The organism is Isoptericola aurantiacus (genome assembly GCF_044769875.1).
GTDB lineage: Bacteria > Actinomycetota > Actinomycetes > Actinomycetales > Cellulomonadaceae > Isoptericola > Isoptericola aurantiacus.
Map to the genome: position 1 here is coordinate 139,308 of NZ_JBJBAE010000002.1, position 23,610 is coordinate 162,917.

At 73.7% G+C, this 23,610-nt stretch carries 24 protein-coding genes; 12 read left to right on the top strand and 12 right to left on the bottom strand.

The window, feature by feature from the left end:
- The first annotated feature begins 84 nt into the window (after positions 1-84).
- From ACIQLL_RS07350 to ACIQLL_RS07360, 3 genes are all read left to right on the top strand, one after another.
- Positions 85-750: a trimeric intracellular cation channel family protein gene (locus ACIQLL_RS07350; RefSeq protein ID WP_402464925.1), complete on the top strand. Its 666-nt coding sequence runs from the start codon at positions 85-87 to the stop codon at positions 748-750.
- Positions 717-1,592 carry an inositol monophosphatase family protein gene (locus ACIQLL_RS07355; protein ID WP_402464927.1) on the top strand — a complete coding sequence of 292 codons (876 nt, stop codon included), beginning with the start codon at positions 717-719 and terminating at the stop codon, positions 1,590-1,592. The genes ACIQLL_RS07350 and ACIQLL_RS07355 overlap by 34 nt, the downstream gene beginning before the upstream one ends.
- A 249-nt stretch (positions 1,593-1,841) precedes the next feature.
- A complete protein-coding gene (locus ACIQLL_RS07360) occupies positions 1,842-2,141 on the top strand; it encodes a DUF4193 domain-containing protein (protein WP_402464930.1) in 300 nt (99 codons plus the stop codon).
- 101 nt (positions 2,142-2,242) lie between these two features.
- Here ACIQLL_RS07360 and ACIQLL_RS07365 read toward each other — a convergent pair whose 3' ends face one another.
- On the bottom strand, positions 2,243-2,740 hold the full coding sequence (locus ACIQLL_RS07365) for a DUF3093 domain-containing protein (RefSeq protein WP_402464933.1): 498 nt from the start codon (positions 2,738-2,740) through the stop codon (positions 2,243-2,245).
- Between the two features lie 43 nt (positions 2,741-2,783).
- Between ACIQLL_RS07365 and dut the strand changes: the two genes are divergently transcribed.
- The 4 genes from dut to ACIQLL_RS07385 all read left to right on the top strand — a co-directional run bounded on the left by dut (position 2,784) and on the right by ACIQLL_RS07385 (position 5,295).
- Positions 2,784-3,269, top strand: a complete 486-nt coding sequence (gene dut, locus ACIQLL_RS07370) for a dUTP diphosphatase (protein WP_402464936.1) — start codon at positions 2,784-2,786, stop codon at positions 3,267-3,269.
- A gap of 93 nt (positions 3,270-3,362) precedes the next feature.
- Complete coding sequence (locus tag ACIQLL_RS07375) at positions 3,363-4,118, top strand: DUF3710 domain-containing protein (RefSeq protein WP_402464939.1); 756 nt, start codon at positions 3,363-3,365, stop codon at positions 4,116-4,118.
- 5 nt (positions 4,119-4,123) lie between these two features.
- Positions 4,124-4,492: an OB-fold nucleic acid binding domain-containing protein gene (locus tag ACIQLL_RS07380; RefSeq protein ID WP_402464942.1), complete on the top strand. Its 369-nt coding sequence runs from the start codon at positions 4,124-4,126 to the stop codon at positions 4,490-4,492.
- A complete protein-coding gene (locus ACIQLL_RS07385; RefSeq protein ID WP_402464945.1) occupies positions 4,489-5,295 on the top strand; it encodes a DUF3159 domain-containing protein in 807 nt (268 codons plus the stop codon). Before ACIQLL_RS07380 ends, ACIQLL_RS07385 begins: the two co-directional genes overlap by 4 nt.
- A gap of 60 nt (positions 5,296-5,355) precedes the next feature.
- On the opposite strand, the gene ACIQLL_RS07390 is transcribed toward ACIQLL_RS07385, so the two are convergent.
- On the bottom strand, positions 5,356-6,030 hold the full coding sequence (locus ACIQLL_RS07390; RefSeq protein WP_402464947.1) for a potassium channel family protein: 675 nt from the start codon (positions 6,028-6,030) through the stop codon (positions 5,356-5,358).
- Positions 6,030-6,689 (bottom strand): potassium channel family protein, encoded by a 660-nt coding sequence (locus ACIQLL_RS07395; protein WP_402466251.1) that lies wholly within the window; start codon positions 6,687-6,689, stop codon positions 6,030-6,032. The genes ACIQLL_RS07390 and ACIQLL_RS07395 overlap by 1 nt, the downstream gene beginning before the upstream one ends.
- Before the next feature lie 104 nt (positions 6,690-6,793).
- On the opposite strand from ACIQLL_RS07395, the gene ACIQLL_RS07400 reads away from it, so the two are divergent.
- Positions 6,794-8,794, top strand: coding sequence for an APC family permease (locus ACIQLL_RS07400; protein ID WP_402464949.1), 2,001 nt, complete (start codon positions 6,794-6,796; stop codon positions 8,792-8,794).
- Positions 8,795-8,823: 29 nt separating this feature from the next.
- Positions 8,824-10,122 carry a class I SAM-dependent RNA methyltransferase gene (locus tag ACIQLL_RS07405; RefSeq protein WP_402464952.1) on the top strand — a complete coding sequence of 433 codons (1,299 nt, stop codon included), beginning with the start codon at positions 8,824-8,826 and terminating at the stop codon, positions 10,120-10,122.
- 26 nt (positions 10,123-10,148) lie between these two features.
- Here the strand turns inward: ACIQLL_RS07405 and ACIQLL_RS07410 are convergent, their stop codons facing one another.
- Positions 10,149-10,838, bottom strand: coding sequence for a hypothetical protein (locus ACIQLL_RS07410; RefSeq protein WP_402464955.1), 690 nt, complete (start codon positions 10,836-10,838; stop codon positions 10,149-10,151).
- The gene (locus tag ACIQLL_RS07415; RefSeq protein ID WP_402464957.1) at positions 10,835-11,500 is read right to left on the bottom strand and encodes a DUF5701 family protein; all 666 of its coding nucleotides are present in this window, start codon (positions 11,498-11,500) and stop codon (positions 10,835-10,837) included. Before ACIQLL_RS07415 ends, ACIQLL_RS07410 begins: the two co-directional genes overlap by 4 nt.
- Before the next feature lie 226 nt (positions 11,501-11,726).
- Here ACIQLL_RS07415 and acnA point away from each other — a divergent pair, with 226 nt between their 5' ends.
- Positions 11,727-14,480, top strand: coding sequence for an aconitate hydratase AcnA (gene acnA, locus ACIQLL_RS07420; RefSeq protein WP_402464960.1), 2,754 nt, complete (start codon positions 11,727-11,729; stop codon positions 14,478-14,480).
- An 81-nt stretch (positions 14,481-14,561) separates the two neighbouring features.
- Here the strand turns inward: acnA and ACIQLL_RS07425 are convergent, their stop codons facing one another.
- The gene (locus ACIQLL_RS07425) at positions 14,562-15,419 is read right to left on the bottom strand and encodes an alpha/beta hydrolase (protein ID WP_402464962.1); all 858 of its coding nucleotides are present in this window, start codon (positions 15,417-15,419) and stop codon (positions 14,562-14,564) included.
- A 67-nt stretch (positions 15,420-15,486) separates the two neighbouring features.
- Here ACIQLL_RS07425 and ACIQLL_RS07430 point away from each other — a divergent pair, with 67 nt between their 5' ends.
- Entirely contained in the window at positions 15,487-16,161 is a 675-nt protein-coding gene (locus ACIQLL_RS07430; protein ID WP_402464965.1) for a TetR family transcriptional regulator C-terminal domain-containing protein, read from the top strand.
- A 36-nt stretch (positions 16,162-16,197) separates the two neighbouring features.
- Here the strand turns inward: ACIQLL_RS07430 and ACIQLL_RS07435 are convergent, their stop codons facing one another.
- From ACIQLL_RS07435 to guaB1, 6 genes are all read right to left on the bottom strand, one after another.
- Positions 16,198-17,547 (bottom strand): permease prefix domain 1-containing protein, encoded by a 1,350-nt coding sequence (locus ACIQLL_RS07435; RefSeq protein ID WP_402466253.1) that lies wholly within the window; start codon positions 17,545-17,547, stop codon positions 16,198-16,200.
- Positions 17,547-17,933 (bottom strand): PadR family transcriptional regulator, encoded by a 387-nt coding sequence (locus ACIQLL_RS07440; protein WP_402464968.1) that lies wholly within the window; start codon positions 17,931-17,933, stop codon positions 17,547-17,549. The genes ACIQLL_RS07435 and ACIQLL_RS07440 overlap by 1 nt, the downstream gene beginning before the upstream one ends.
- A gap of 68 nt (positions 17,934-18,001) precedes the next feature.
- Positions 18,002-18,433 (bottom strand): DUF1801 domain-containing protein, encoded by a 432-nt coding sequence (locus ACIQLL_RS07445; RefSeq protein ID WP_402464971.1) that lies wholly within the window; start codon positions 18,431-18,433, stop codon positions 18,002-18,004.
- A 17-nt stretch (positions 18,434-18,450) separates the two neighbouring features.
- Positions 18,451-19,338 carry an aminoglycoside phosphotransferase family protein gene (locus ACIQLL_RS07450; RefSeq protein ID WP_402464973.1) on the bottom strand — a complete coding sequence of 296 codons (888 nt, stop codon included), beginning with the start codon at positions 19,336-19,338 and terminating at the stop codon, positions 18,451-18,453.
- Positions 19,338-20,024 (bottom strand): NUDIX hydrolase, encoded by a 687-nt coding sequence (locus ACIQLL_RS07455; RefSeq protein ID WP_402464976.1) that lies wholly within the window; start codon positions 20,022-20,024, stop codon positions 19,338-19,340. Before ACIQLL_RS07455 ends, ACIQLL_RS07450 begins: the two co-directional genes overlap by 1 nt.
- Before the next feature lie 44 nt (positions 20,025-20,068).
- Entirely contained in the window at positions 20,069-21,517 is a 1,449-nt protein-coding gene (gene guaB1, locus ACIQLL_RS07460) for a GMP reductase (protein ID WP_402464978.1), read from the bottom strand.
- An 82-nt stretch (positions 21,518-21,599) separates the two neighbouring features.
- On the opposite strand from guaB1, the gene dxs reads away from it, so the two are divergent.
- On the top strand, positions 21,600-23,489 hold the full coding sequence (gene dxs, locus ACIQLL_RS07465) for a 1-deoxy-D-xylulose-5-phosphate synthase (RefSeq protein WP_402464981.1): 1,890 nt from the start codon (positions 21,600-21,602) through the stop codon (positions 23,487-23,489).
- Positions 23,490-23,610 lie beyond the last annotated feature (121 nt).

The window sequence follows — 23,610 nt, forward strand, 5'->3', positions numbered from 1 at the left end:
GCCCCGCCGCAGGCGCGTCGGTGTGCCGCCGATTGCCGCGTTCGGTCCGGGCGTCCCGCGGCGGGTCCTGGGAGGATGACGCGCATGGACACCCTCGCCGCCGGCACCTCCGCGCTCGAGCTGGTCGCCGTCTTCGTCGCCGCCGTCTCCGGCGCGCTGGCCGCGGTGCGCAAGAGGTTCGACATGTTCGGCGTGCTCGTGCTGGCGTGGGTGTGCGGCCTCGGCGGCGGGATCCTGCGCGACGTGCTGATCGGCGACACCCCGCCGGTCGGGATCGCCAGCTGGCCCCTGGTGACGGCGGCGCTCGCGGCCGGGCTGGCGACGTTCGTGGCGCACCCGGGGCTCGCTCGCCTGCGGCGCAGCGTCATCGTGCTCGACGCCGCGGCCCTCGCCCTGTTCGTGGTCCAGGGCACCAGCAAGTCGCTCGGGCTCGAGGCCGGCCTGCTGGCCTCGGTCGTCGTCGGGGTGCTCACCGGCATCGGCGGCGGGGTGCTGCGCGACATGCTGGTGGGGGAGACGCCGCTGATCTTCGCCGACCGTCAGCTCTACGCGGTCCCCGCCATCCTGGGGGCCGTCGCCGTCGTGGTGCTGTGGCAGAACGGGTGGTGGACCTGGTGGTCGGCGGTCGCGGTCGCCGTCCTGGTCCTCGGCCTGCGGCTGCTCGCGCTGGCCCGCGGCTGGCTGATACCCGATGTCGGGGCTGGATGGACGGCCCGATGGGGGCGCGAATCGGGCAGGATGGACACGTGAGCCACGCATCGACCCTGCCGACCGAGTCCGAGACCGCCGACCTGCGCACCCTCGCCCGATCCCTGGCCGTGGAGGCCGGTGCCCTCGTGCGGGGCGGCCGCCCCGCGCACGTCGAGGTGGCCGCCACCAAGTCCAGCGACGTCGACCCCGTGACGGCGATGGACCGCGCCTCGGAGGATCTGCTGCGCCGCCGTTTGTCGGTGCGACGGCCCGACGACGCCGTCCTCGGCGAGGAGGGTGACGACGTCGCCGGCACCAGCGGGCTGACCTGGGTGGTCGACCCGATCGACGGGACCGTCAACTACCTGTACGGCGTGGCGTCCTACGCGGTGTCGGTGGCCGTCGTCGCCGGCGGACCGGACCCGGCCACCTGGACCCCGGTGGCCGGAGCCGTGCACTCGATCGTCGACGGCGCCACGTGGTCCGCCGCCCGTGGCCAGGGCGCCGACCGGGACGGCACACCGCTCGCGGTGCGGACCGCGGGCTCCCTCGCCACCAGCCTGGTCGGCACCGGGTTCGGGTACGCCGCGGACCGCCGGGCCCACCAGGCCCGGGTGCTCACGCACGTGCTGCCGCGGGTGCGGGACATCCGCCGCCTCGGTTCGGCCGCGATCGACCTGTGCCTCGTCGCGGAGGGGACCCTCGACCTGTACTACGAGCGCGGTCTGAACCCGTGGGACATGGCTGCCGGTGGGCTGGTGGCGGCCGAGGCCGGAGCCGCCGTCGGCGGGTTGCGCGGAGCGCCCGCGACCGACCTCATGACGGTCGCCGGAGCGCCGGCGAGGCAGGCCGAGCTCGTGGCGGTGCTCGAGGACGCCGGCGCGGACGCCCCGGAGGTCTGAACCTCCCGGATCCGGCGCCGGGACGGTTGGCCCGGGCGATGGCTTCCGCAGTGCGGACGGCGTTGCCCGCCCGTGTCCCCGGACGTACTGTTCTGCCTGCTCAGACGGCATGTGACCGGCGCGACACCGCGTCGTGTCGCGAGCCCGGCCCGGATGGTGCAGAATCCGGGGGCCGAGCGGGAACAAAACCAGCCCGGCACGCATTATCAGCGCGTACCGATACCGAGATCACGGAGCGTGACACCACAGATGGCCACCGACTACGACGCACCCCGCAAGACCGACGAGGACAACGAGCAGGACTCCATCCAGGAGCTCCAGGCCCGTCGGTCCGACAAGTCGTCGGGTGTCGTCGACGAGGACGAGACGGAGGCGGCGGAAGGCTTCGAGCTTCCGGGCGCCGACCTCTCCGGCGAGGAGCTCGCCGTGCGTGTCCTGCCCCGCCAGGCGGACGAGTTCACCTGCTCGAGCTGCTTCCTCGTCCACCACCGCAGCCAGCTGGCCTACGAGAAGAAGGGCCAGATGATCTGCACGGAGTGCGCAGCCTGACGCACCACCGCTCCACGGCGCGCGCCCTCAGCGACTCCCGGCAGGCCGTCACGTCCGCGACGTGACGGCCTTCGTCGTCCCTGCCGCCGTCGCGGCCCCGGTCAGCGCGACGCCCCGGCCTCGCCGAGCGCCGCCGCCAGGTCGTCGGGTCGCCGGGTCGACACGAGCCAGTACGGCGTCGGGTCGGCGGGGTCGCGCAGCTCGGCCCGCAGACCGGTGCGCGCCCAGCTGCGCAGGCAGACGTACGCGCGGGCGTCGAGATCCGGCCCCAGGGCCGCCCGCATCTCCTCCGCGCTGCAGATCGGCGTCACCGGTCCGAGGACGTCGACGGGAACCCGGGCGGGCCCCGCGCGCAGCTCGCCGGCGCGGACCTCGACCACGGGGGCCGTGACCACGAGCAGCAGGACCGTGCCGGCCGCGACGAGGACGCCGGCCCCCGGCGCCGCGAGGGGGACCAGCGGGAGCAGCACGATCGCGACGAGCACCCCCAGTCCCAGGGCTGCCACCCAGGCGCCGGGTCCCGGCAGCAGGCGTTCGCGGAAGAGGGGCGTCGCGGCGGGTCGGGGCAGGTCCCCCGGACGGGCGGGCGCGTCGTTCATGGGTCCATGATCGCAGGTCCCCGAGGTCGGATAGGCTGCCCGCGTGCCTGACGAGACGACCCTGCCGGCCACCGACCCCAGCACGCTCGACGTGCTCGTCACCCTGCTGGACGACGGCGTCGCACCGCCGTCGTACGCCCATCCCGGTGACGCCGGGGCGGACCTGACCACCACGCAGGACGTCGAGCTCGGCCCGCTGCAGCGGGCCGTGGTCCCCACGGGCATCGCGATCGCGCTGCCGGAGGGCTACGCCGCATTCGTGCACCCGCGCTCCGGCCTGGCGGCGAAGCACGGTGTCACCGTGGTCAACGCCCCCGGCACCGTGGACGCGGGGTACCGCGGCGAGATCAAGGTGGTGCTGGCCAACACGGACCCGGAGCACACGGTGCACCTGCGTCGTGGGGACCGGATCGCCCAGCTGGTCGTCCAGCGCGTCGAGCGGGCCCGCTTCCTGACCGCTCGCACGCTCCCCGGATCGCACCGGGGCGGGGGCGGGTTCGGCTCCAGCGGCGGGGTGACGCAGGCCTGACCTGCGCAGGTCCGGACCGCTGCGCGGACCGGTCTACCCTGGAAGGCGGGACGGCGGAGCGCCGTGCCGATCGACGAGACAAGGAGATCCCTGGTGGGTCTGTTCCGGCGCAAGGCGTCGACGAAGGCGACCGAGCCCGCAGCCGCGGAGACGGCCTCCGCGAGCTCGGCGGACGCGGTCGGGTCGGCAAGGACCGACGAGCCGGCGGCGCCGCGCGAACGAGGTCCGTTCGACTCCACGCAGGTCGACGTCATGGGCCCGCGCGTGGACCTGGGTGCCGTCTGGCTGCCCGTGCTGCCCGGCCTGCAGCTGCGGATGGAGGTCGACAAGAAGTCGCAGAAGGTGACGGGTGTCGCGGCCTCCCTCAAGGGCTCGGTGCTGCAGCTGCAGGCCTTCGCCGCCCCCAAGTCCGAGGGCATCTGGGACGAGGTGCGCGGAGAGATCGCCGCGTCGCTGACCAAGCAGGGCGGCACCGTCGACGACGTCCCGGGCACCTTCGGCCGTGAGCTGCTGGCCCGGATCCCCGCCAAGACCTCCGAGGGCAAGCCCGCGGTGCGTCCGGCGCGGTTCATCGGGTTCGACGGACCGCGGTGGTTCCTGCGCGGGGTCCTGTCCGGACGGGCGGCGGTCGACGCCGAGGCGGCCAAGCCGCTGGAGTCCGTCTTCGCCAACGTCGTCGTCGTGCGGGACTCCAGCCCGCGACCGCCCCGCGACCTGCTCGCCCTGACGCTTCCCCAGCAGGCCCGCACCGAGGGCGCCGCCACCGACGGCGAACCGGCCGGCGCGTCGCCCGACACGCCCTCCTTCGACCCGCTCACGCGCGGGCCGGAGATCACCGAGACCCGCTGACCGCCATGTCTCTCAAGTCACGGTTCCGCTCCGCCCTGGCGTCCACGGACGCCGTCGCGGCGGACGAGGAGCGGTACGCCGCGTCCACGGTCTCCGGGTGCACGGCGCTGTGCGACGTCCGCGCCCGGAGCCGGGTCAGCGCGTCCGGTGTCCTGCGCTCGGTCGTGCTGCACCCGCGGCAGACGGTGCCCACCGTCGAGGCCGAGCTCTTCGACGGGTCGGACTCGATCGACGTCGTGTGGCTCGGCCGCCGCGAGATCGCCGGCATCGAGCCCGGCCGCCGCCTGCGGGTCGAGGGCATGGTCACCGACCGCGACGGCCGGCGCACCATGTACAACCCGCGCTACGAGCTGCGCGCGCGGGCCGGCGAATGAGCTCCACGCCCTCCACGCACCCGGACCAGGACTCCTCCGGTGACGGCGCGCGACGCGGCGTGCGTGCCCTGACCGGGGACACGTTCTCCTTCGCCGCGGCGGTCGGGGGTGTGCGCGGCGTGGTCGAGGCCGTGCTGCCCGGCCTGGTCTTCGTCGTCGTCTTCGTCGTCACCGAGGACCTGACCTGGTCGCTGGTGGCCTCCTGCGGTGCGGCGCTGCTCGCCGTGGTCGCCCGGCTCGTGCAGCGCACCCCGGTCACGCAGGCGCTCGGCGGGGTGCTCGGCATCGCCGTCGGCGTCTTCTGGGCCTGGCGGACCGGCGAGGCCGAGGACTTCTACGCGGTGGGGCTGTGGACCAACGCTGCCTACCTGCTGGCCTTCCTGGTCTCGATCGCGGTGCGCTGGCCCCTGGTCGGTCTGTTCGTGGAGGCGGTCCGGGCCGGGTTCTCCGACCTGTCCGGTGCGCGGCGCACCCCGGACGACGACGGCGACGCGACCCACGACGCCGACGGCGCGGGTGTCGGGCAGGAATCGGGAGCGAGCTCGTTCGCGGCGCTCGCCGCCTGGCGGTCCGACGCCGACCTGGTGCGTCGCTACACGATCGCGAGCTGGTTCTGGGTCGGGCTCTTCGCCGTCCGGCTGGCCGTGAAGGTGCCGCTGTACCTCGACGGGGACGTCGGCTGGCTGGGCACCATGCACCTCGTGCTGGGCGTGCCCCTGTGGGGGCTCGTGCTCTGGCTCACCTGGGTCGTGGTGCGGGGCGCCCACCGCGGCGACTCCGCCGGGGAGCCGACGACCCGCTGAGCGGGCCCGGCCCGGTCGTGACCGGGCCGTCCGGGTTGCGCCGCGGGCGGGTCCTGGGGGTCAGCCGAGCTCGGGGCCGTCGACGACGAGCTGCTGCAGCATCGACTGGTCGGCCTCCTGACCCGTGACGAACATCAGCTCGTCCCCGGCCTCGAGCGCGTCGTCGCCGGTGGGGCTGAACGGCTGCGTGCCGCGCACGACGCACGCCAGGACGATGTCGGTGGGCCACCGCACGTCGGTGATGCGCAGTCCCACCAGCGGCGACTCCTCGGGCAGCGTCACCTCGAAGATGTCCGCCCCCGACTGGTGGAACGTGAAGATCCGGACCAGGTCGCCGACGGCGACGGCCTCCTCGACCATCGCGGTCATGATCCGCGGCGTCGACACGGCGACGTCCACGCCCCACGAGTCGTCGAACATCCACTCGTTGCGGGGGTTGTTCACCCGCGCCACGGTGCGGGGGACGGCGAACTCCGTCTTGGCCAGCAGCGAGAACACCAGGTTGACCTTGTCGTCACCGGTGGCGCCCACCACGACGTCGGCCGAGGCCACGTCCGCGCCGTCGAGCGAGGAGGTCTCGCAGGCGTCGGCGAGCAGCCAGTCCGCCTCCGGCACCTGGGCGACCCGCATGGCCGAGGGGTTCTTGTCGACCAGGACCACCTCGTGGTCGTTGGCCAGGAGCTCGGAGGCGATGGACCGACCGACGGACCCGGCCCCGGCGATGACGACGCGCATCAGTCCCGCTCCTCCTCGGGCCCGGGGGCGTGGGTGAGCAGCCGCTCGACACGGGGCGCGTCGTCGGCGGTCATGAGCACGTGCAGGACGTCGTTCTCCTGCAGCAGCGTGTCGGGCCCGACGAGGATGCCCTCGGCGTAGCGCGTCAGGAACGCCACGCGGGAGCCCGTCGTCGCCTCGATCCGGCGCACGGAGAGGCCGAGCCAGCCGTGGTGGTAGTCCACCTCGGCCAGCCGGACGGCGCCCGAGGGGTCGCGGTACTCGTCGGTCGCGCCCAGCGGCAGCATGCGTCGGAGCACCTGGTCGGCCGTCCACCGCACGGTCGCGACGGTCGGGATGCCGAGCCGCTGGTAGACCTCGGCCCGGTGCGGGTCGTAGATCCTGGCCACGACGTGCTCCACGCCGTAGTTCTCGCGCGCGACCCGTGCCGCGAGGACGTTCGAGTTGTCGCCGTCGGAGACCGCGGCGAACCCGTAGGTGTCGTCGATCCCGGCCTGGGCGAGCGTGTCGCGATCGAACCCGACGCCGGTGACCTGGTGGCCGGAGAAGTCCGGGGGCAGCCGGCGGAAGGCGTCGGGGTTCTGGTCGATGACGGCGACCGAGTGGCCGTTGGCCTCGATCCGCTGGGCGAGGGTCGAGCCCACGCGCCCGCATCCCATGATCACGAAGTGCACAGCACGAAACGCTATACCCAGCGGCGGGCCGGTGCCGATCCGCCCCGCCGCCCCGCGACGCGTGGGTCATGGGCATAGCATGAGTCTCCGTGTCGGACATCGCGGACGCCGCCAAGCGGCTGCTGGTAGGGCGCCCCCTGCGCAGCGAGAGCTCCAAGAAGGCTCCGCTGCCCAAGCGGGCGGCGCTGCCGGTCTTCGCCTCGGACGCGCTGTCGTCGATGGCGTACGCACCGGACGAGATCCTGCTGATGCTCGCGCTCGCGGGCGTCACGGCCACGACGATCTCGCCGTGGGTCGGGCTCGCCGTCGTCGTCGTGCTGCTCGTCGTGGTGGCCTCCTACCGGCAGATCGTCCGGGCCTACCCCTCCGGCGGCGGCGACTACGAGGTCGCCACCACCAACCTCGGGCCGACGGCGGGCATCGGCGTCGCCTCGGCGCTCCTGCTCGACTACGTGCTCACGGTCGCGGTCTCGCTGTCCGCGGGAGCCCAGTACCTGGCCGTGCTGCTGCCGTTCACCCGGGGTCATGAGTCGGTCGTCGCGGTGGTGCTGGTCGTCGCTGTGACGTTGGTGAACCTGCGGGGCGTGCGGGAGTCCGCGTGGGTGTTCGTGGTGGTCATCTACTGCTTCATGGGAGGCCTGGGGGCCCTCGCCGTGGTCGGAGCGGTCCGGTACCTGAGCGGCACGCTGCCCCAGGCGGCCAGCGCCGAGCTGGAGATCGTGCCGGCCGCCGGGTTCGAGCAGGGACTCGTGGGCGTCGCCGGGGCGTTCCTCGTGGCACGCGCCTTCGCCTCGGGTGCCGTCGCACTCACCGGCGTGGAGTCCATCACGAGCGCGGTGCCGTCGTTCCGCAAGCCACGGCGGCGCAACGCGGCCAACACGCTCGCCCTGCTCGGCGCCATCTCCGCCGCCGTGCTCCTGACGATCCTGTTCCTCGCGCGGGCGACGGGGGTCAAGTTCGTCGAGGACCCGACGACCCAGCTCACGAGCGGAGGCGTCCCGCTCGCGGAGGACTACCAGCAGCACCCGGTGCTCGCGCAGCTCGCCGAGACGGTGTTCGGCGGTGCCGGCGTGATCGCCGCGGTCCTCATGGTCGCCACCGCCCTGGTGCTGCTGCTCGCGGCCAACACGGCGTTCCACGGGTTCCCGGTGCTCGGGTCGATGCTGGCCAAGGACGGCTATCTGCCACGGCAGCTGCACACCCGGGGCGACCGGATGGCGTTCTCGAACGGGATCGTGACCCTCGCGGTGGCCGCGATCGTGCTGGTGGTGGTCTTCGACGCCGAGGTCACCGCGCTGATCCAGCTCTACATCGTCGGCGTGTTCGTCTCGTTCACGCTGTCCCAGCTCGGCATGCTGCGGCACTGGACGCGAGCGCTGCGCAAGGAGCCGAACCCTCGCGAGCGCACCCGCATGAAGTGGTCCCGGACGCTGAACGGGCTGGGCTTCGTGCTGACGGCCGCCGTGCTCGTGATCGTGCTGGTCACCAAGTTCACCCACGGTGCCTGGATCACTCTGGTCGCGATGGGCCTGCTCTTCGTCCTGATGCGCGGGATCCACCAGCACTACCAGCGCGTGCGCGAGGAGCTGGCGCTCGGGGACATGTCCGGTGCGCGGGCGCTGCCCAGCCGGGTGCGCGCCGTCGTCCTCGTCTCCCGGGTGCACAAGCCGACGATGCGTGCGCTGGCGTACGCGCGGGCGTCGCGGCCGTCCACCCTGGAGGCCGTCACCGTCGGGGTCGATCCCGACGAGATCGCCGACCTGCGGGCGCGGTGGGAGGAGCTGGACCTGCCGGTGACCCTGCGGGTGCTCGACTCGCCGTTCCGCGAGATCACCCGGCCGGTGCTCCAGTACGTGCGGTCGCTGCGGCGGGACTCGCCGCGTGACCTCGTCGTGGTCTACATCCCCGAGTACGTGGTGGGCCACTGGTGGGAGCACCTGCTGCACAACCAGTCGGCGCTGCGCCTCAAGGGCCGCCTGCTCTTCACGCCCGGGGTCGTCGTGGCCTCGGTGCCGTGGCAGCTGTCGTCGTCGGCCGGGCAGACGGGGCTCGACGGCGACGGTCTCGGCCCCGACCGCGCCGGGCGCTGACGGGTTCCCCGGCGGGGGACAATGGTCGCGTGCCCCGTCCCCGCCGCTCCGCCCCGCGTCCCCGTACCCGCCACCAGGACCCGGAGGTCGGCCTCGAGCTGGAGCTCGACGTCGGACCCGTGGCCCACGGCGGCCACTGCGTCGCGCGGCACGAGGGGCGCGTGGTGTTCGTGCGGCACACGCTGCCGGGTGAACGGGTCCGCGCCCGGGTCACCGAGGGCGGCGCGCGCTACTGGCGTGCGGACGCCGTCGAGGTCCTCGCGGCCTCACCCGATCGGGTCACGCCGGCCTGGCCGGCCGCCGGTCCCGGGGGAGTCGGCGGCGGTGAGCTCTCCCACGTCGCGCTGCCGGCCCAGCGCCGGTGGAAGGCCGACGTGCTCGCCGAGCAGCTCCAGCGACTGGCGGGGCTGACCCGGGACGTCGTCGTGGAGGCGGCGCCCGGGGACGACGAGCGGGGTGGGCTCGGCTACCGCACCCGGGTCGGCCTGGTGACCGACGCCGAGGGGCGGGCCGGCATGCGACGGTTCCGCTCGCACGACGTGGTGCCGCTGGACGCCATGCCTCTCGGGACGCCGGAGGTGGCGGCGCTCGCCGCGACCGAAGGTGTCTTCACGCGTCGCTGGCGTCCGGGCCGGCAGCTCGAGCTCGTCGCGCCCGCCGGCGGCGCCGACCCCCTCGTGCTCCTCGACGGCACGCCGTGGCGCCGGGGCCGGGCGGACACCCGGCCCAACGCCCGCCGGGCGGTGACCGAGACGCTCGCGGTGCGGGGCGTGGAGCACCGCTACCGGGTGGCCGCCGACGGGTTCTGGCAGGTGCACCGCGAGGCTCCCGGCGTGCTCGCCGGCGCGGTGCTCGACGCCGTCGGGGACGTGGACGGCGCGACGGTGCTGGACCTCTACTCGGGGGCGGGGCTGTTCACGCTGCCGCTGGCGGCGGCCGTGGGCCCCTCCGGGCGGGTCGTGGCCGTGGAGGGGGACACCCAGGCGGTCAAGGACGCCCGGCGCAACGTGCACGGGCTCGGTCACGTGGAGCTGCGCCTCGGAGCCGTGGATCGCGTGCTGGCCGACGGTGATGCCGCGGGCGAGGGCGTGGGTGCCGCGGACGTCGTCGTGCTGGACCCGCCCCGCGCCGGGGCCGGCCGTGCCGTCGTGGACGCGGTGGCCGCGCGGGCGCCGCGACGTGTCGTGTACGTGGCCTGCGACCCGGCGGCGCTGGCGCGCGACGTCGGGCTGCTGGCCGGGCACGGCTACACGCTGGGCCCGCTGCGGGCGTTCGACCTGTTCGCCCACACCCACCACGTGGAGGCCGTGGCCGTCCTGGAGCGCTGAACGGGCGGTCCGCGGCCCGGCCGGGCTCAGAGCTGCGCGAGCAGACCGGCGAGCGAGGCCGCGACGGCGTCCGGGTCCATCAGCAGGTGGAGGTGCCCACCGGGCAGCGTCGCGGTGGGCCAACCGGCGTCCCGCGCACGCCGTGTCTCGGCGGCGTAGGTCTCCCCGAACGCGAGGTAGGCGAGCCGCCCGCGCTCCCACCCGGCCGGGACCTCGACCGAGGCCTCGACGTAGTCGAGAGGCAGCCGCGGCGCCTCCGCCAGGAGGCGGTCGTACGTCTCGTCGTCGGGCACGAGCGCCCGGACCTCCTCGCGCGGCCACCAGGCGGGCCACGGTGGCAGGAACCCGTTGGCGTCCGCGAGCCCGCGCAGGTGCTCGCGCACGGCCTGGGGCGTCACGGGCGCCGTGCCCGACGCCGGGGCGAGCGCGGCGTCGACGAACACGGTCCCGGCCGGCGGGGCGACGGCGGCGATCGCCGGCACGTACAGGCCGGCGTTCGAGTGCGGCACCAGCACGAGGGGAGCGTCGTCGGGCAGCGACGCGTCGCACCGCTCGAGGACCTGTGCGGGCGTGGTGCCGGAGGTGTCGGCGACGTGGGTCTGCCATCCGTGCGTGCGCAGGCGCTGCGCCACGGGTTCCCAGACCGAGGGGCCGAGGAAGGGGCTGGGCAGGAAGGTCACGAGGGGCCGTTCGGTGACGGCGGCGGGGCTCGTCATGGTGCCAGCCTGCCATCCGTCGAGGCGAAGCCCAGCCAGGAGTGCCGGTTGCGCCACCAGCACCAGCCGACCTTGGCCGCTCCGCGTCGCTGTGCGCCGTCCCGTCCGGTCCCGCCAGAGATCCAGATCGCGGGGGTGCGGGCGTCGTAGCGACCGTCGGCGGAGCGACGCCGGGAACCGATCGTCATGAAGCAGCGGTTCCTCTCCAGCACGTCGGGCACCTGCAGCACCCAGTGCAGCCCCTCGGCGAGGGTGAGCGGTGCTCGTCCGCGCCCGGCGATCTCCGCCGCGGCCTCCTGGGGCGACCACCCGGCGAGGTCGTCGCCACGGTCGGGGACCGCCACCGCGTAGACGTCGGCGTCGGGGACGTCGACGGCGGCCGGGGCGAAGTCGTCGACGTCGGTCATGTCCGCCACCACGAACCCGTGGCGCACGACGTCGCCCGACCGGGTGGCCACGGTCCGGAGCAGGTGGGGTGCGAGGGCGGACGGCGGCAGGTGCCGCGGGTGCACGACCAGCAGCGCGCCGGGAGGTGCAGTCCGGGCGAGGCCGGCCGCGGCGTCCCGCAGGGCGGCCGCGTCGAGCGTGGCGTCGTCGGGCACCAGGCCGAGCGTGACCAGGCGGTCGGCCTGGTCGCCGAGCGGGGGCAGGGGTGCGGGCATGCGCTGACCTTCCGTGGGCGGCAGCGGTTCAACGGCCGGGGGCGGAGCGGCGTTCCCGGGTGAGGCACGCCTAAGTATCTTGACGTCAAGATATATGGGTTATGCTGAGCACAGCCCGGCGACGACTGCGTACGCTGGGCGGAGCCCCCGCAAACATCGGCGACGGAACCGCTGCGAGACGCAGGATCGGTGCCCGCGCCGGACAGCCCCCGATGAAGGAGCCGCAGTGAGCAGCGTGGACACGTTCGGATCGAAGGGAACCCTGGAGGTCGCCGGGAGCTCGTACGAGATCTTCCGGCTGTCGGCCGTCGAGGGGCTGGAGCGCCTCCCGTACTCGTTGAAGATCCTCGCCGAGAACCTGCTGCGGACCGAGGACGGCGCGAACATCACCGCCGACCACGTCCGCGCCCTGGCCGGCTGGGACCCGGACGCCCAGCCCAGCACCGAGATCCAGTTCACGCCGGCGCGCGTGATCATGCAGGACTTCACCGGCGTGCCCTGCGTCGTGGACCTGGCCACGATGCGTGAGGCCGTCGCCGAGCTCGGCGGGGACCCCACCCGCATCAACCCGCTCGCCCCGGCCGAGATGGTCATCGACCACTCCGTGCAGATCGACGTCGCCGGCCGCGCGGACGCGTTCGAGCGCAACGTCGAGATCGAGTACGAGCGCAACCACGAGCGCTACCAGTTCCTGCGCTGGGGCCAGACGGCGTTCGACGACTTCAAGGTCGTCCCGCCCGGTACCGGCATCGTCCACCAGGTCAACATCGAGTACCTGGCGCGTACCGTCATGACCCGTGAGGTCGACGGTGTGCTGCGGGCCTACCCGGACACCTGCGTGGGCACCGACTCGCACACCACCATGGTCAACGGGCTGGGAGTGCTCGGCTGGGGCGTCGGCGGCATCGAGGCCGAGGCGGCCATGCTCGGCCAGCCCGTCTCGATGCTCATCCCGCGGGTCGTGGGCTTCAAGCTCACCGGTGAGATCCCGGCGGGCGTGACCGCGACCGACGTCGTGCTGACGATCACGCAGATGCTGCGTCAGCACGGTGTGGTCGGCAAGTTCGTCGAGTTCTACGGCTCCGGCGTCGGTCAGGTCCCGCTGGCCAACCGCGCCACCATCGGCAACATGTCCCCGGAGTTCGGCTCGACCGCCGCGATCTTCCCGATCGACGGCGTCACGCTCGACTACCTGCGCCTGACCGGCCGCAGCGAGGACCAGCTTTCGCTCGTCGAGGCCTACGCCAAGGAGCAGGGCCTGTGGCTCGACCCCGAGTCCTCGGACTACGTCGAGCCGGTCTTCTCGGAGTACCTCGAGCTCGACCTGTCCTCGGTGGTCCCCTCGATCGCCGGCCCGAAGCGTCCGCAGGACCGCATCGAGCTGTCCCAGGCCAAGTCGGCGTTCGCCCGGGACCTGCCGAACTACGCCTCGGACGTCATCGACTCCGTCGACGAGGCCGAGAAGGAGTCCTTCCCGGCCTCCGACTCGCCGTCGACGCACGCCGCGGTGCGCCGCACCGTCCCGGTGACCGACTCCGAGGGCAAGGAGTTCGAGCTCTTCCACGGCGCGGTCGCGATCGCCTCGATCACGAGCTGCACCAACACCTCGAACCCGTCGGTCATGCTCGCCGCGGCCCTGCTGGCCAAGAACGCCGTCGAGAAGGGCCTCACGTCCAAGCCGTGGGTCAAGACGTCGATGGCCCCCGGCTCGCAGGTCGTGACGAACTACTACGAGAAGGCCGGCATGTGGCCGTACCTGGAGAAGCTCGGCTTCCACCTGGTCGGCTACGGCTGCGCCACCTGCATCGGCAACTCCGGCCCGCTGGACGAGAAGATCTCCGAGGCGGTGCAGGAGAACGACCTCGCCGTCGTCTCGGTGCTCTCCGGCAACCGCAACTTCGAGGGCCGGATCAACCCGGACGTCAAGATGAACTACCTGGCCTCCCCGCCGCTGGTCATCGCCTACGCCCTGGCCGGCACCATGGAGTTCGACTTCCAGCACGACCCGCTGGGCCGTGACGAGGACGGCAACCCGATCTTCCTGGCCGACATCTGGCCGACCCCGGACGAGGTCCAGGCGACCATCGAGTCCTCGATCGACCGCAAGATGTTCGAGTCGGACTACGCCGACGTGTTCGCCGGTGACGACCGCTGGCGGGCGCTGGACACCCCCGAGGGCGACACGTTCGCCTGGGACACCGAGTCCACGTACGTGCGCAAGCCCCCGTACTTCGAGGGCATGGGCGCGGAGGCCGCTCCGGTCGAGGACATCGCGGGGGCCCGAGTGCTCGCCAAGCTGGGCGACTCGGTCACCACCGACCACATCTCCCCGGCGGGTGCGATCAAGCCGGACAGCCCGGCGGGCAAGTACCTGGCCGAGCACGGTGTGGGCCGCCGCGACTTCAACTCCTACGGCTCGCGCCGAGGGAACCACGAGGTCATGATCCGCGGCACGTTCGCCAACATCCGGCTCAAGAACCTGCTGCTGGACGGCGTCGAGGGTGGCTTCACCTACAATTTCGTCAAGGGCGAGCAGGACACCATCTACGACGCGGCGCAGGACTACGCGGCGCAGGGCACCCCGCTGGTCGTGCTCGGCGGCAAGGAGTACGGCTCCGGCTCCTCGCGCGACTGGGCCGCCAAGGGCACCGCGCTGCTCGGCGTCAAGGCCGTCATCACCGAGTCGTTCGAGCGGATCCACCGCTCCAACCTCATCGGCATGGGTGTGCTGCCGCTGCAGTTCCCGGCCGGCGAGTCGGTCGAGTCCCTGGGTCTGGACGGCACGGAGACGTTCGACATCTCCGGCGTCACGGCCCTCAACGACGGCTCCGTGCCGGAGACGGTCGCGGTCACGGCCACCAAGGACGACGGCTCCACCGTCGAGTTCGACGCCGTGGTGCGCATCGACACCCCGGGTGAGGCCGACTACTACCGCAACGGCGGCATCCTGCAGTACGTGCTCCGCTCGCTCGTCGACTGAGCACCACCCCGCTGTGGGTGCACGACGCGCCGATCAGACGATCGGGTCGGCGGCGCGTCGTGCACCCACAGCGGTGCCGGGTCAGGATCGGGCGGGGCCCAGGTGGTCGACGACGGTCTTGACCACGGTCTCGTCGTCCATGATGCGGTTGTGGCCCAGGCCCGAGGTGATCAGGAGCTCGCTGCCCGGGTGGGCGGCATGCAGGGCGCGGGCCTCGTCGGCACTGTGCATGGTGTCGTCGAGGTCCTGGACGAACAGGGTCGAGACCCGGGCCGGCACCGGGTGCCGGCACAGGTCGAACCGGTCGCGCAGGTCGGTCTCGTCGGGGAAGCCGGTCCGGGCGATCCGGTCGCAGAGCCGGTCGTGCAGCCTCGGGGAGATCCCGGCGAGCCGCATGAACGAGGCGACGACGGAGTCGAACCCGGTGGGCGCCGCCAGCGAGACGAACCGGTCGGCGGCGAACCCGTCGTGCAGGGCCGTGGCGGCGGAGAACGCGCCCAGGGAGTGCCCGACGACGGCGGTGAAGGGGCCGTGGGCGGCCTCGACGGCGCGCATGGCCGCCATGTGCTCGAGCACGGTGAGCCGGTCGCCGGTGCTGTCGCCGTGGGCGGGTGCGTCGTAGGACTCGACCCGCCATCCGGCCTCGACGAGCGCACGGACGAGGAACCCGAACCGGGAGGCTCGCAGCTGCCAGCCGTGCACCAGGAGCACGGCGGGCGCGCCGCTCTGCGGCGCGGCGCCCCACGAGGACGTGACGACGCTGTCCCCGTCGACCTCGACCGTGGCGCACCGGGCGGCACCGTGGGTCTCGGCGTCGATGCTGCGGACCCGCGCGGGCGGTCCGACGCGGGTGAACGTGCGCGCTCCGAGCCCGACGGCGAGCGGGGGTGCGGCGGCGGACAGGGTCCGGAAGGTGGTGCGGACGGCGGTGGGGACCACGATGTTCCTCCGAGGATCGGCGTGTTCCTCGACGATATCACTGTACGAACGAGCGTATAGTTATCTCATGACAGCTGAGACGCACCCTCTCGACGCCCCGCCGCGGGACGAGGGCCCGCCGTCGGACGGGCGACGGCTGCGCGGGCAGCGCAGCCGGCAGGCGGTGCTGGACCACGCCGTCCAGGTGGCGTCCACGCACGGCCTGGAGGGGCTGACCTTCGGCTCCCTCTCGGCCGGGACCGGGGCCGGAAAGAGCGCGATCGCCGGCCTGTTCGGGGCCAAGGAACAGCTCCAGCTGGCCACCGTGGCCCGCGCCCGCGAGGTGTTCCTGGACGACGTCGTCGCCCCCGCGCGGACCGCGGCCCCGGGGCTGGCCCGGGTGTGGGCGCTGGTGGCGCGCTGGAACGCGTACTCGCGCTCGCGCACCTTTGCCGGCGGCTGCTTCTTCCGTGCCGCCGAGGCCGAGGAGGGTTCGCGACCGGGGCCGGTCCGGGACGCCGTCGTCGCGGTACGTCGCGAGTGGGACGCCTACCTCGGCCATCACGTGCAGGTGGCGGTGGGACAGGGTGAGCTCGCCCCGGACACCGACGCCCCGCAGGTCGTGTTCGAGGTCGGCGCGCTCCTGGGCGCCGCGAACGACCGGTCGGTGCTGCTCGGGGACGACGGCGCCTACGGGCGGGCGCTCGCGGCCGTGCGCGCGGTGCTCGTCGCCCGGGGCGCCGACCCGTCCCGGCTCGCCTGACCGCCACGCCCGCGCCGCCACGCGCGCGCCGTCGGTTCAGGCGAAGGCGAAGACCGGGCCGAACGCCACCACGACCACCGCGGCCCAGAGCGCGTAGACCGGCAGGTAACGGGTCTGCCACCGCTCGAGCGCGCCGAACCCGCGGCGTCGGCGGCAGAACTGCAGCAGCAGCCAGCCGGTGCGGACCAGGTGGACCAGCAGCAGGAGGTTCAGGCCGAGGGCCGCGACCTTGTTGGGGCTCGCGCCGAACTCCGCGATCCGAGTCAGCATGGCCGTCAGGGCGAGCGCGTCGACCGCCAGCGCCGCCACGACCAGCGCGAGCTGCAGCCCGTCGAACACCCCGGGCCGCGCCAACGGGTCGCGGGCGGAGATCGAGTAGAGCAGCAGGGCCAGCACGAGGATCAGCACCGCGTCCAGCAGGATCAGCAGCTCGCGGTCGACGTCCGCCAGCCCGCCGGCGGCGGCCAGCACCACGAACGACACCGCGAGCGTGACGGTGGTCAGGGGCGTGAACACGCGGGTCAGGACCGGGGCGATGTTCTCCACGACCTCCTGCTTGGCCTCGACGAGCCAGGCGGCGACGAGCACGGCACCGGGGACGCAGAACGGCAGGATCCACTGTCCCATCGCCGGTTCGAGGTCGACGTCGACCAGGTTCAGCAGCCCGGCGGTCAGGCCGAGCAGCACGCCCCCGCCGAGCGCCAGCAACACGACGTAGATCGCCAGCTCCCCGGTGAAGCGCACGAAGTCCATCCGGCGGTCGGCCGAGCGCCAGCGCCCGCCGGCGTAGGCCACCCCGACGGCGGCCCACACCACGACCGGGGCGTGCACGGCGGCGAGCAGCTCGGTGGAGCCACCCGGCGTGAACGGGTAGAGGTTCACCACGGCGGCGAGCGCTGCGAGGATCCCGGCCAGCGCGGTCACCAGGGCGACCGGCGGCCGGCGTTTCCAGACGAAGTAGGCCAGCAGGTAGGGCGCGACCAGGAGCACGACGTTGCGCAGCAGGGCGTCCTCGCTGAGCGTCGCCACACCGAGGCGCACGGTCAGGCCCGCCCCGAGGCCGAGCGCCAGCACGATCCCGAGCTCGCGCCAGCCGGGTCGAGCGGTGGTGGCGTCCCCGCCGGGTGGCAGCACGAGCTGCTTCCAGAGTCGTTCGGAGTGCTCCCGGGCGAACTCCCGGGAGACGGCGTCGAGGCGTCCCATCCGCTTGACCGCGACCAGGAAGGCCTCCTCGTCGTCCAGCCCGGTAGCGCGCAGGTCGTCGATGCGCTCGCGCAGGTGGTCGGTCATCTCGTCGACGTCCGCCGGCGCGATCGCGCGGTGGCGGCGCACGTAGTCCCGCCACCGGTCGACCTGGACCTCCAGCGGGGTGGCGTCCTCGGTCATCACGCGGGCCCGCCTGCCGGGTGGGGTCCGCCGAGGACCGGCCGCGGCGCGGCGTCGGCGACCGACTGCCAGGCGCGCCCCAGCGCCGCTGTCACCACGGCCCACTGCTCCTGGCGCTCGGTCAGGGCGGCGCGCCCGGCCGGCGTGATCGCGTAGTGCTTGCGGCGCCGGCCGGACCCGGCGCGGTCCCACGACGCCTCCACCAGGCCGTTGCGCTCCAGGCGGTGCAGCAGCGGGTAAAGCATGCCGTCGGTCCACTCGAGGTGCCCGGCGGACAGCTCGGCCACCTGCTTGGCGATCGCGTACCCGTAGGAGTCCCCGTCGGCCAGGATGCCGAGGACGAGCGGGGTTGCGGACGCCGCGACCAGGTCCTTGTCGATGTGCATAGCTCCTCTATCCCTCGATCTACGAGGTATTAAACCTCGGTGGTCCCCGGGATGGCAAGAAGCAGCGGTCAGGCCTGCCCGTCGCGGGCCCGCGAGCCGTAGGTGCCGGCCGTCAGCGTCCGGTACGCGTCGGCCACGATCCGCTCCAGGACGTCGAGGTCGACCTTCTCCAGGTTCGTCAGGTACAGGCAGCCGACCCCGCGCCGGTGCGGCCCGAGCCGCTCCACCTCGGCCGCGTGCGCGTCGATCCCGTCCATGAGGTAGACCACCGAGCTCGCCCGGCGCGGCGCGAACCCCGCCGCGGGGGCGTCCCCGGAACGGCCCGAGGCGTACTCGTCGTGGTACTGCCCGAAGCCGACGATGGTCCCGTGCAGCACCGGGGGCTCACCGGTGACGCGCATCATGAGGTCCAGCAGCGTGCCGGCGTCACGGCGCCGCCCGGGAGGGTCGACGGCGGCGACGACGTCACGCACGTCCTGGGGGACCACCGACCGGCTCATGGGGTCAGTGTGTCGCGTCAGGAGTCGTCGAGCACCCGGTCCAGGGCCTCCGCACCCATCGCGTGCACCCAGGCGTGCTCCGGGCCGGAGGTCAGCATCGACGTCGCCATCGACAGCGCCCACCCGCGGGCACGGAGCCAGACGGGGTCGTCGGCGGGGTAGAGGTCTCCCAGGCGCTCGCGGAACCGCCTGCGGCCCGGCGCGTCGAACGTCAGCCACGCGGTCGCGAGGTCGGTGGCCGGGTCGCCCGCGGTCAGGTCACCGAAGTCGACGACGGCCCGCAACGAGTCGTCCTCGGCCAGGACCAGGTTGCCCGGGTGCGGGTCGCCGTGGATCCACAGGGCCGGTCCCGCCCACGGTGCGGCGGCCGCGGCCTGCGACCACACCGCCAGGACCCGCTCGGGCCCGGGGACGACGCCGGAGGCCACCCGGTCGCGGACCGCGCCGTCCCGCGTGGCGAGCGGGACGCCGCGCACCGGGTTCGCCGGGGCGTCGCGCGGAGTGGGGAGGTGCAGGGTGCGGTAGAGGTCGGCCAGCGGCTCGGCGAGCGGACGACGGCGGTCCACCGGCACGTCCGAGCCGCGCAGCCCCGCGATCCACGGCACCACCGACCAGCCCCACGGGTAGCCGAGCGCCCGGCTCGGGACGCCCACCCGGACGGGCACCGGCACCGGGACCTGCAGCCGAGGGGCCAGGACCGGCAGCCACTGCTGCTCGTGCTCGATCAGCGGCGCCGCCAGCGCCCGTCGGGGGACCCGCACGGCCAGGTCGGCACCGAGGCGGGCCATGACGTTGTCCCAGCCGTGGGCGACGATCTCCACCGGCAGGTCGGCGAGGTCCGGGTGCTGCTCGGCCAGGAGCGCGCGCACGAGCGCGACGTCGACGTCGATCTCCGCGGGTGCCATCACAGCTCCCGCTCGCGGGAGTGGTCCCACGGCTCGGTCCAGCCCAGGTGGTCGAACATCGCGTCGAGGATGCCCGCGGTGAAACCCCACACCAGGTGCTGCGTGCCGCCGTCGTCCACCTCGAAGGCGGGCCCGCGCCAGACCTGTCGACCACGACGCAGCACCGTGGTGACGCGGCTCGCCGGGTCGAGGAGGTCGGCCACGGGGGCCCGGAAGACGTGCGCCGACTCGGCCGGGTCCACCACGCCGACGGGGGACTGCCGCGCCCACCAGCCCAGCACGGGCGTGACGAGGTGGTTGCTCACGGGCATCGGCAGCGCGTCCAGCGTGCCGAGCACCTCCACGCCCGCGGTGTCCACGCCGGTCTCCTCGGTGGCCTCGCGCAGCGCCGCGGCGACGAGTCCCTCGTCGGGCTCGACCCGACCGCCGGGGAACGCCACCTGCCCCGCGTGGGAGCGCAACGTGGCCGCGCGGGCCAGGAGCAGCACGTCGAGGTCGCGGTGCACCGCCCGGGCCTGGGCGTCGTGATCGGCTGCCAAGGCGTCCAGCACGCCGAACAGCACGAGCACGGCGGCAGGCCGGGCGGCCGAGAGGTCGATCTCGCCGCGGGCGTGCCGCCACGGACCCGCGAAGGAGCCGTCGGCGGCCAGCGCGGCGAGCTGGTCGCGAGCCGAGGTCTCGGTCATCACCGCAGGCTAGCGCCGAGCACGGCGTCGGCGGGTGCGGGTGGTCACCAGGAGGTGGCCAGCGGCATGCCCTCGGCGTATCCCGCCGCGGACTGCACGCCGACCAGCGCGCGCTCGGCGAACTCGCCCAGCGTGCGGGCGCCGGCGTAGGTGCAGCTCGACCGCAGGCCCGACGTGATCTCGTCGAGCAGGTCCTCCACGCCCGGGCGGGCCGGGTCGAGGTACATCTTGCCCGTCGAGATGCCCTCCTCGTAGAGCGCCTTGCGGGCCCGGTCGAACGCCGAGCCGGTCCCGGCCGTGCGGGCCGCCACGGCCCGGGCCGAGGCCATGCCGAAGGAGTCCTTGTACTGGCGCCCGGACCCGTCCTCGTGCAGGTCGCCCGGCGACTCGTACGTCCCGGCGAACCACGAGCCGATCATCACCTGGGAGGCGCCCGCGGCCAGCGCGAGCGCGACGTCGCGGGGGTGGCGGACACCGCCGTCGGCCCACACGTGCTTGCCGAGCTCGCGGGCCGCGGCGGCGCACTCCAGCACGGCCGAGAACTGGGGGCGCCCGACGGCGGTCTGCATGCGCGTGGTGCACATCGCGCCCGGGCCCACGCCCACCTTGAGGATGTCGGCCCCGGCCGCGACCAGGTCGCGCACGCCGTCGGCCGTCACGACGTTCCCGGCCACGACCGGCACCTGCGGGTCCACGGAGCGCACGGCCCGCAGCGCGGCGATCATCTTGTCCTGGTGGCCGTGCGCGGTGTCCACGACGAGCACGTCGACGCCCGCGGCCAGCACCTCGCGGGTCTTGGCCGCGACGTCGCCGTTGATCCCGACGGCGGCACCGACCCGCAGGCGACCCGACGTGTCCAGGGCGGGGGAGTAGACCGTGGACCGCACGGCGCCCTTGCGGGTCAGCACACCGACCAGCACGCCGTCGCGCACCACCGGGGCGAGCCGCACCTTCTGGGCGTGCAGGCGCTCGAACGTCGCCTCGAGACCGTCGGCCTCCACCTGGGCGGCGTCCAGGGTCACCAGGTCGTCCCCCACGAGCGTCCCGACCCGGGCGAACCGGTCCACGGCCAGGCAGTCGGACTCGGTGACCACCCCGACCGGGCGGCCGTCGTCGACCACCACGGCCGCGCCGTGCGACCGCTTGCCGAGCAGGGTCAGGACGGTCGCCACCGTCTCGGTCGGCACCACCGTGACCACCGACTCGATCACCGGGTCCTTGGACTTCACGTCCGCGACCACGTCCGCCACGACGTCGACCGGCACGTCCTGCGGAAGGATCGCGATGCCGCCCCGCCGTGCGACCGTCTCGGCCATGCGGCGCCCCGACACGGCCGTCATGTTGGCCACGACGATCGGGACCGTGGTGCCCGTGCCGTCGTCGGAGGACAGGTCGACGTCGAACCTGCTGGTGACGTCGGAGCGGGAGGGCACCATGAAGACGTCGCCGTAGGTGAGGTCGGTCGTGGGCTGCTGTCCGGAGAGAAAACGCACCCCCCGAATCTACCCCGTGGCGTCGGGACGGCGGGGTCGCGATCACCGCATAGAGTGGTCCGATGATGTGCAGGAGGAACCCATGGGTCTGCTGAGCACGATCTCCTCGCCCGAGGACGTGCGCCGGCTCAGCCCGGCCCAGACCGTGCGGCTGGCGGGGGAGATCCGGGACTTCCTGGTGGAGAACGTCTCGCGCACCGGCGGCCACCTCGGTCCGAACCTCGGTGTGGTCGAGCTGACGATCGCGATGCACCGGGCGTTCGTCTCGCCCCGGGACACGTTCGTCTTCGACACCGGCCACCAGTCCTACGTCCACAAGCTGCTCACGGGACGCCAGGACTTCTCGGCCCTGCGCAAGCGGGGCGGCCTGTCCGGGTACCCGAGCCGCGCCGAGTCCGAGCACGACGTCGTGGAGAACTCGCACGCCTCGACCGCACTGTCCTGGGCCGACGGCGTCGCCAAGGCCAACACCGTCAGCGGCCGGGACGACCGGCACGTGGTCGCGGTGATCGGCGACGGTGCGCTCACCGGGGGCATGGCGTGGGAGGCGATCAACAACATCGCCGCCGACGCCGACCGCCGGCTCGTCATCGTGGTCAACGACAACGGTCGGTCCTACTCACCGACGATCGGTGGCGTCGCCAACCACCTGGACACCCTGCGGGTCACCCGCGGGTACGAGGCGTTCCTCGGCTGGGGCAAGCGCGCCCTGCACCGCACCGGCGCGCCCGGGCGCTTCGCCTACGACTGGCTGCACGGGCTCAAGAAGGGTCTCAAGGACGTCGTCGCGCCCCAGGGCATGTTCGAGGACCTCGGGCTGAAGTACATCGGGCCGGTGGACGGGCACGACGTCGCGGCCACCGAGGCCGCGCTGCGGCGGGCCCGGGCGTTCGGCGGGCCGGTCATCGTGCACGTCATGACCGAGAAGGGGCGCGGCTACACCCCGGCCGAGGAGGACGTCGCCGACCGCTTCCACGCCGTCGGCAAGATCCACCCCGAGACCGGCCTGCCCGTGGCGCCGTCGCGGTTCGGGTGGACCCAGGTCTTCGCGGACGAGATCGTCGAGATCGGCCGCCGCCGGAGCGACGTCGTGGCGATCACCGCGGCCATGCTGCACCCCGTCGGCCTGGCGCCGTTCGCGCGCGAGTTCCCCGAGCGCACCTTCGACGTCGGCATCGCCGAGCAGCACGCCGCCACCTCCGCGGCCGGCATGGCGTTCGCCGGCCTGCACCCCGTCGTGGCCGTCTACGCCACCTTCCTCAACCGGGCCTTCGACCAGGTCCTCATGGACGTCGCGCTGCACAAGGCCGGGGTGACGTTCGTGCTCGACCGTGCCGGCATCACCGGCGACGACGGCGCGAGCCACAACGGCATGTGGGACATGGCGATGCTGCGGATCGTGCCCGGGCTGCGCCTGGCGGCGCCGCGCGACGAGGCGACCCTGCGCGGGGCGCTGCGGGCCGCCGTCGACGTCGACGACGCCCCGACGGTGGTGCGCTATCCCAAGGGGGCGCTGGGCGAGGCGATCGACGCCGTCGAGGAGCTCGACGGGCTCGACGTCCTGGCCCGGCACGTCCCGGGCTCCGGCGCGCCGTCCGGGCGGCGGGTGCTCGTGGTCGGCGTCGGGTCGATGGCCGGTGCGGCGCTCGCGGCCGGCGAGTCCCTGGCCGCCCACGGGCTCGAGGTCGACGTGGTGTCCCCGACCTGGGTCCTGCCCGTCCCGGAGGCACTGGTCAAGATGGTCGGGGAGCACGACCTGGTGGTCACGGTCGAGGACGGCGTCGTCGACGGCGGGGTGGGCGCGATGCTGGCCCAGCGCGCCGGCGAGCAGGGCGTGCGCACGCCGTTCGTGCACCGCGGACTGCCCGTCGAGTTCCTCGACCACGCCAGCCGCGACCAGATCGTCACCGCGCAGCGCCTGCGTGCCGAGGACACGGTCCGCGACGCGCTCGCGGCGCTCGCTCAGGACTGAGGCGGCGGACACCGACCCGGGCCGATACTTTGGCCGCCTCGCCCGACCATGCGCGTCGGGGCTGAAGGCCAGGGAGCGCTGTCCGTCGCCGAGGCGCCGACGGCTGGGTACGCTGCACTCG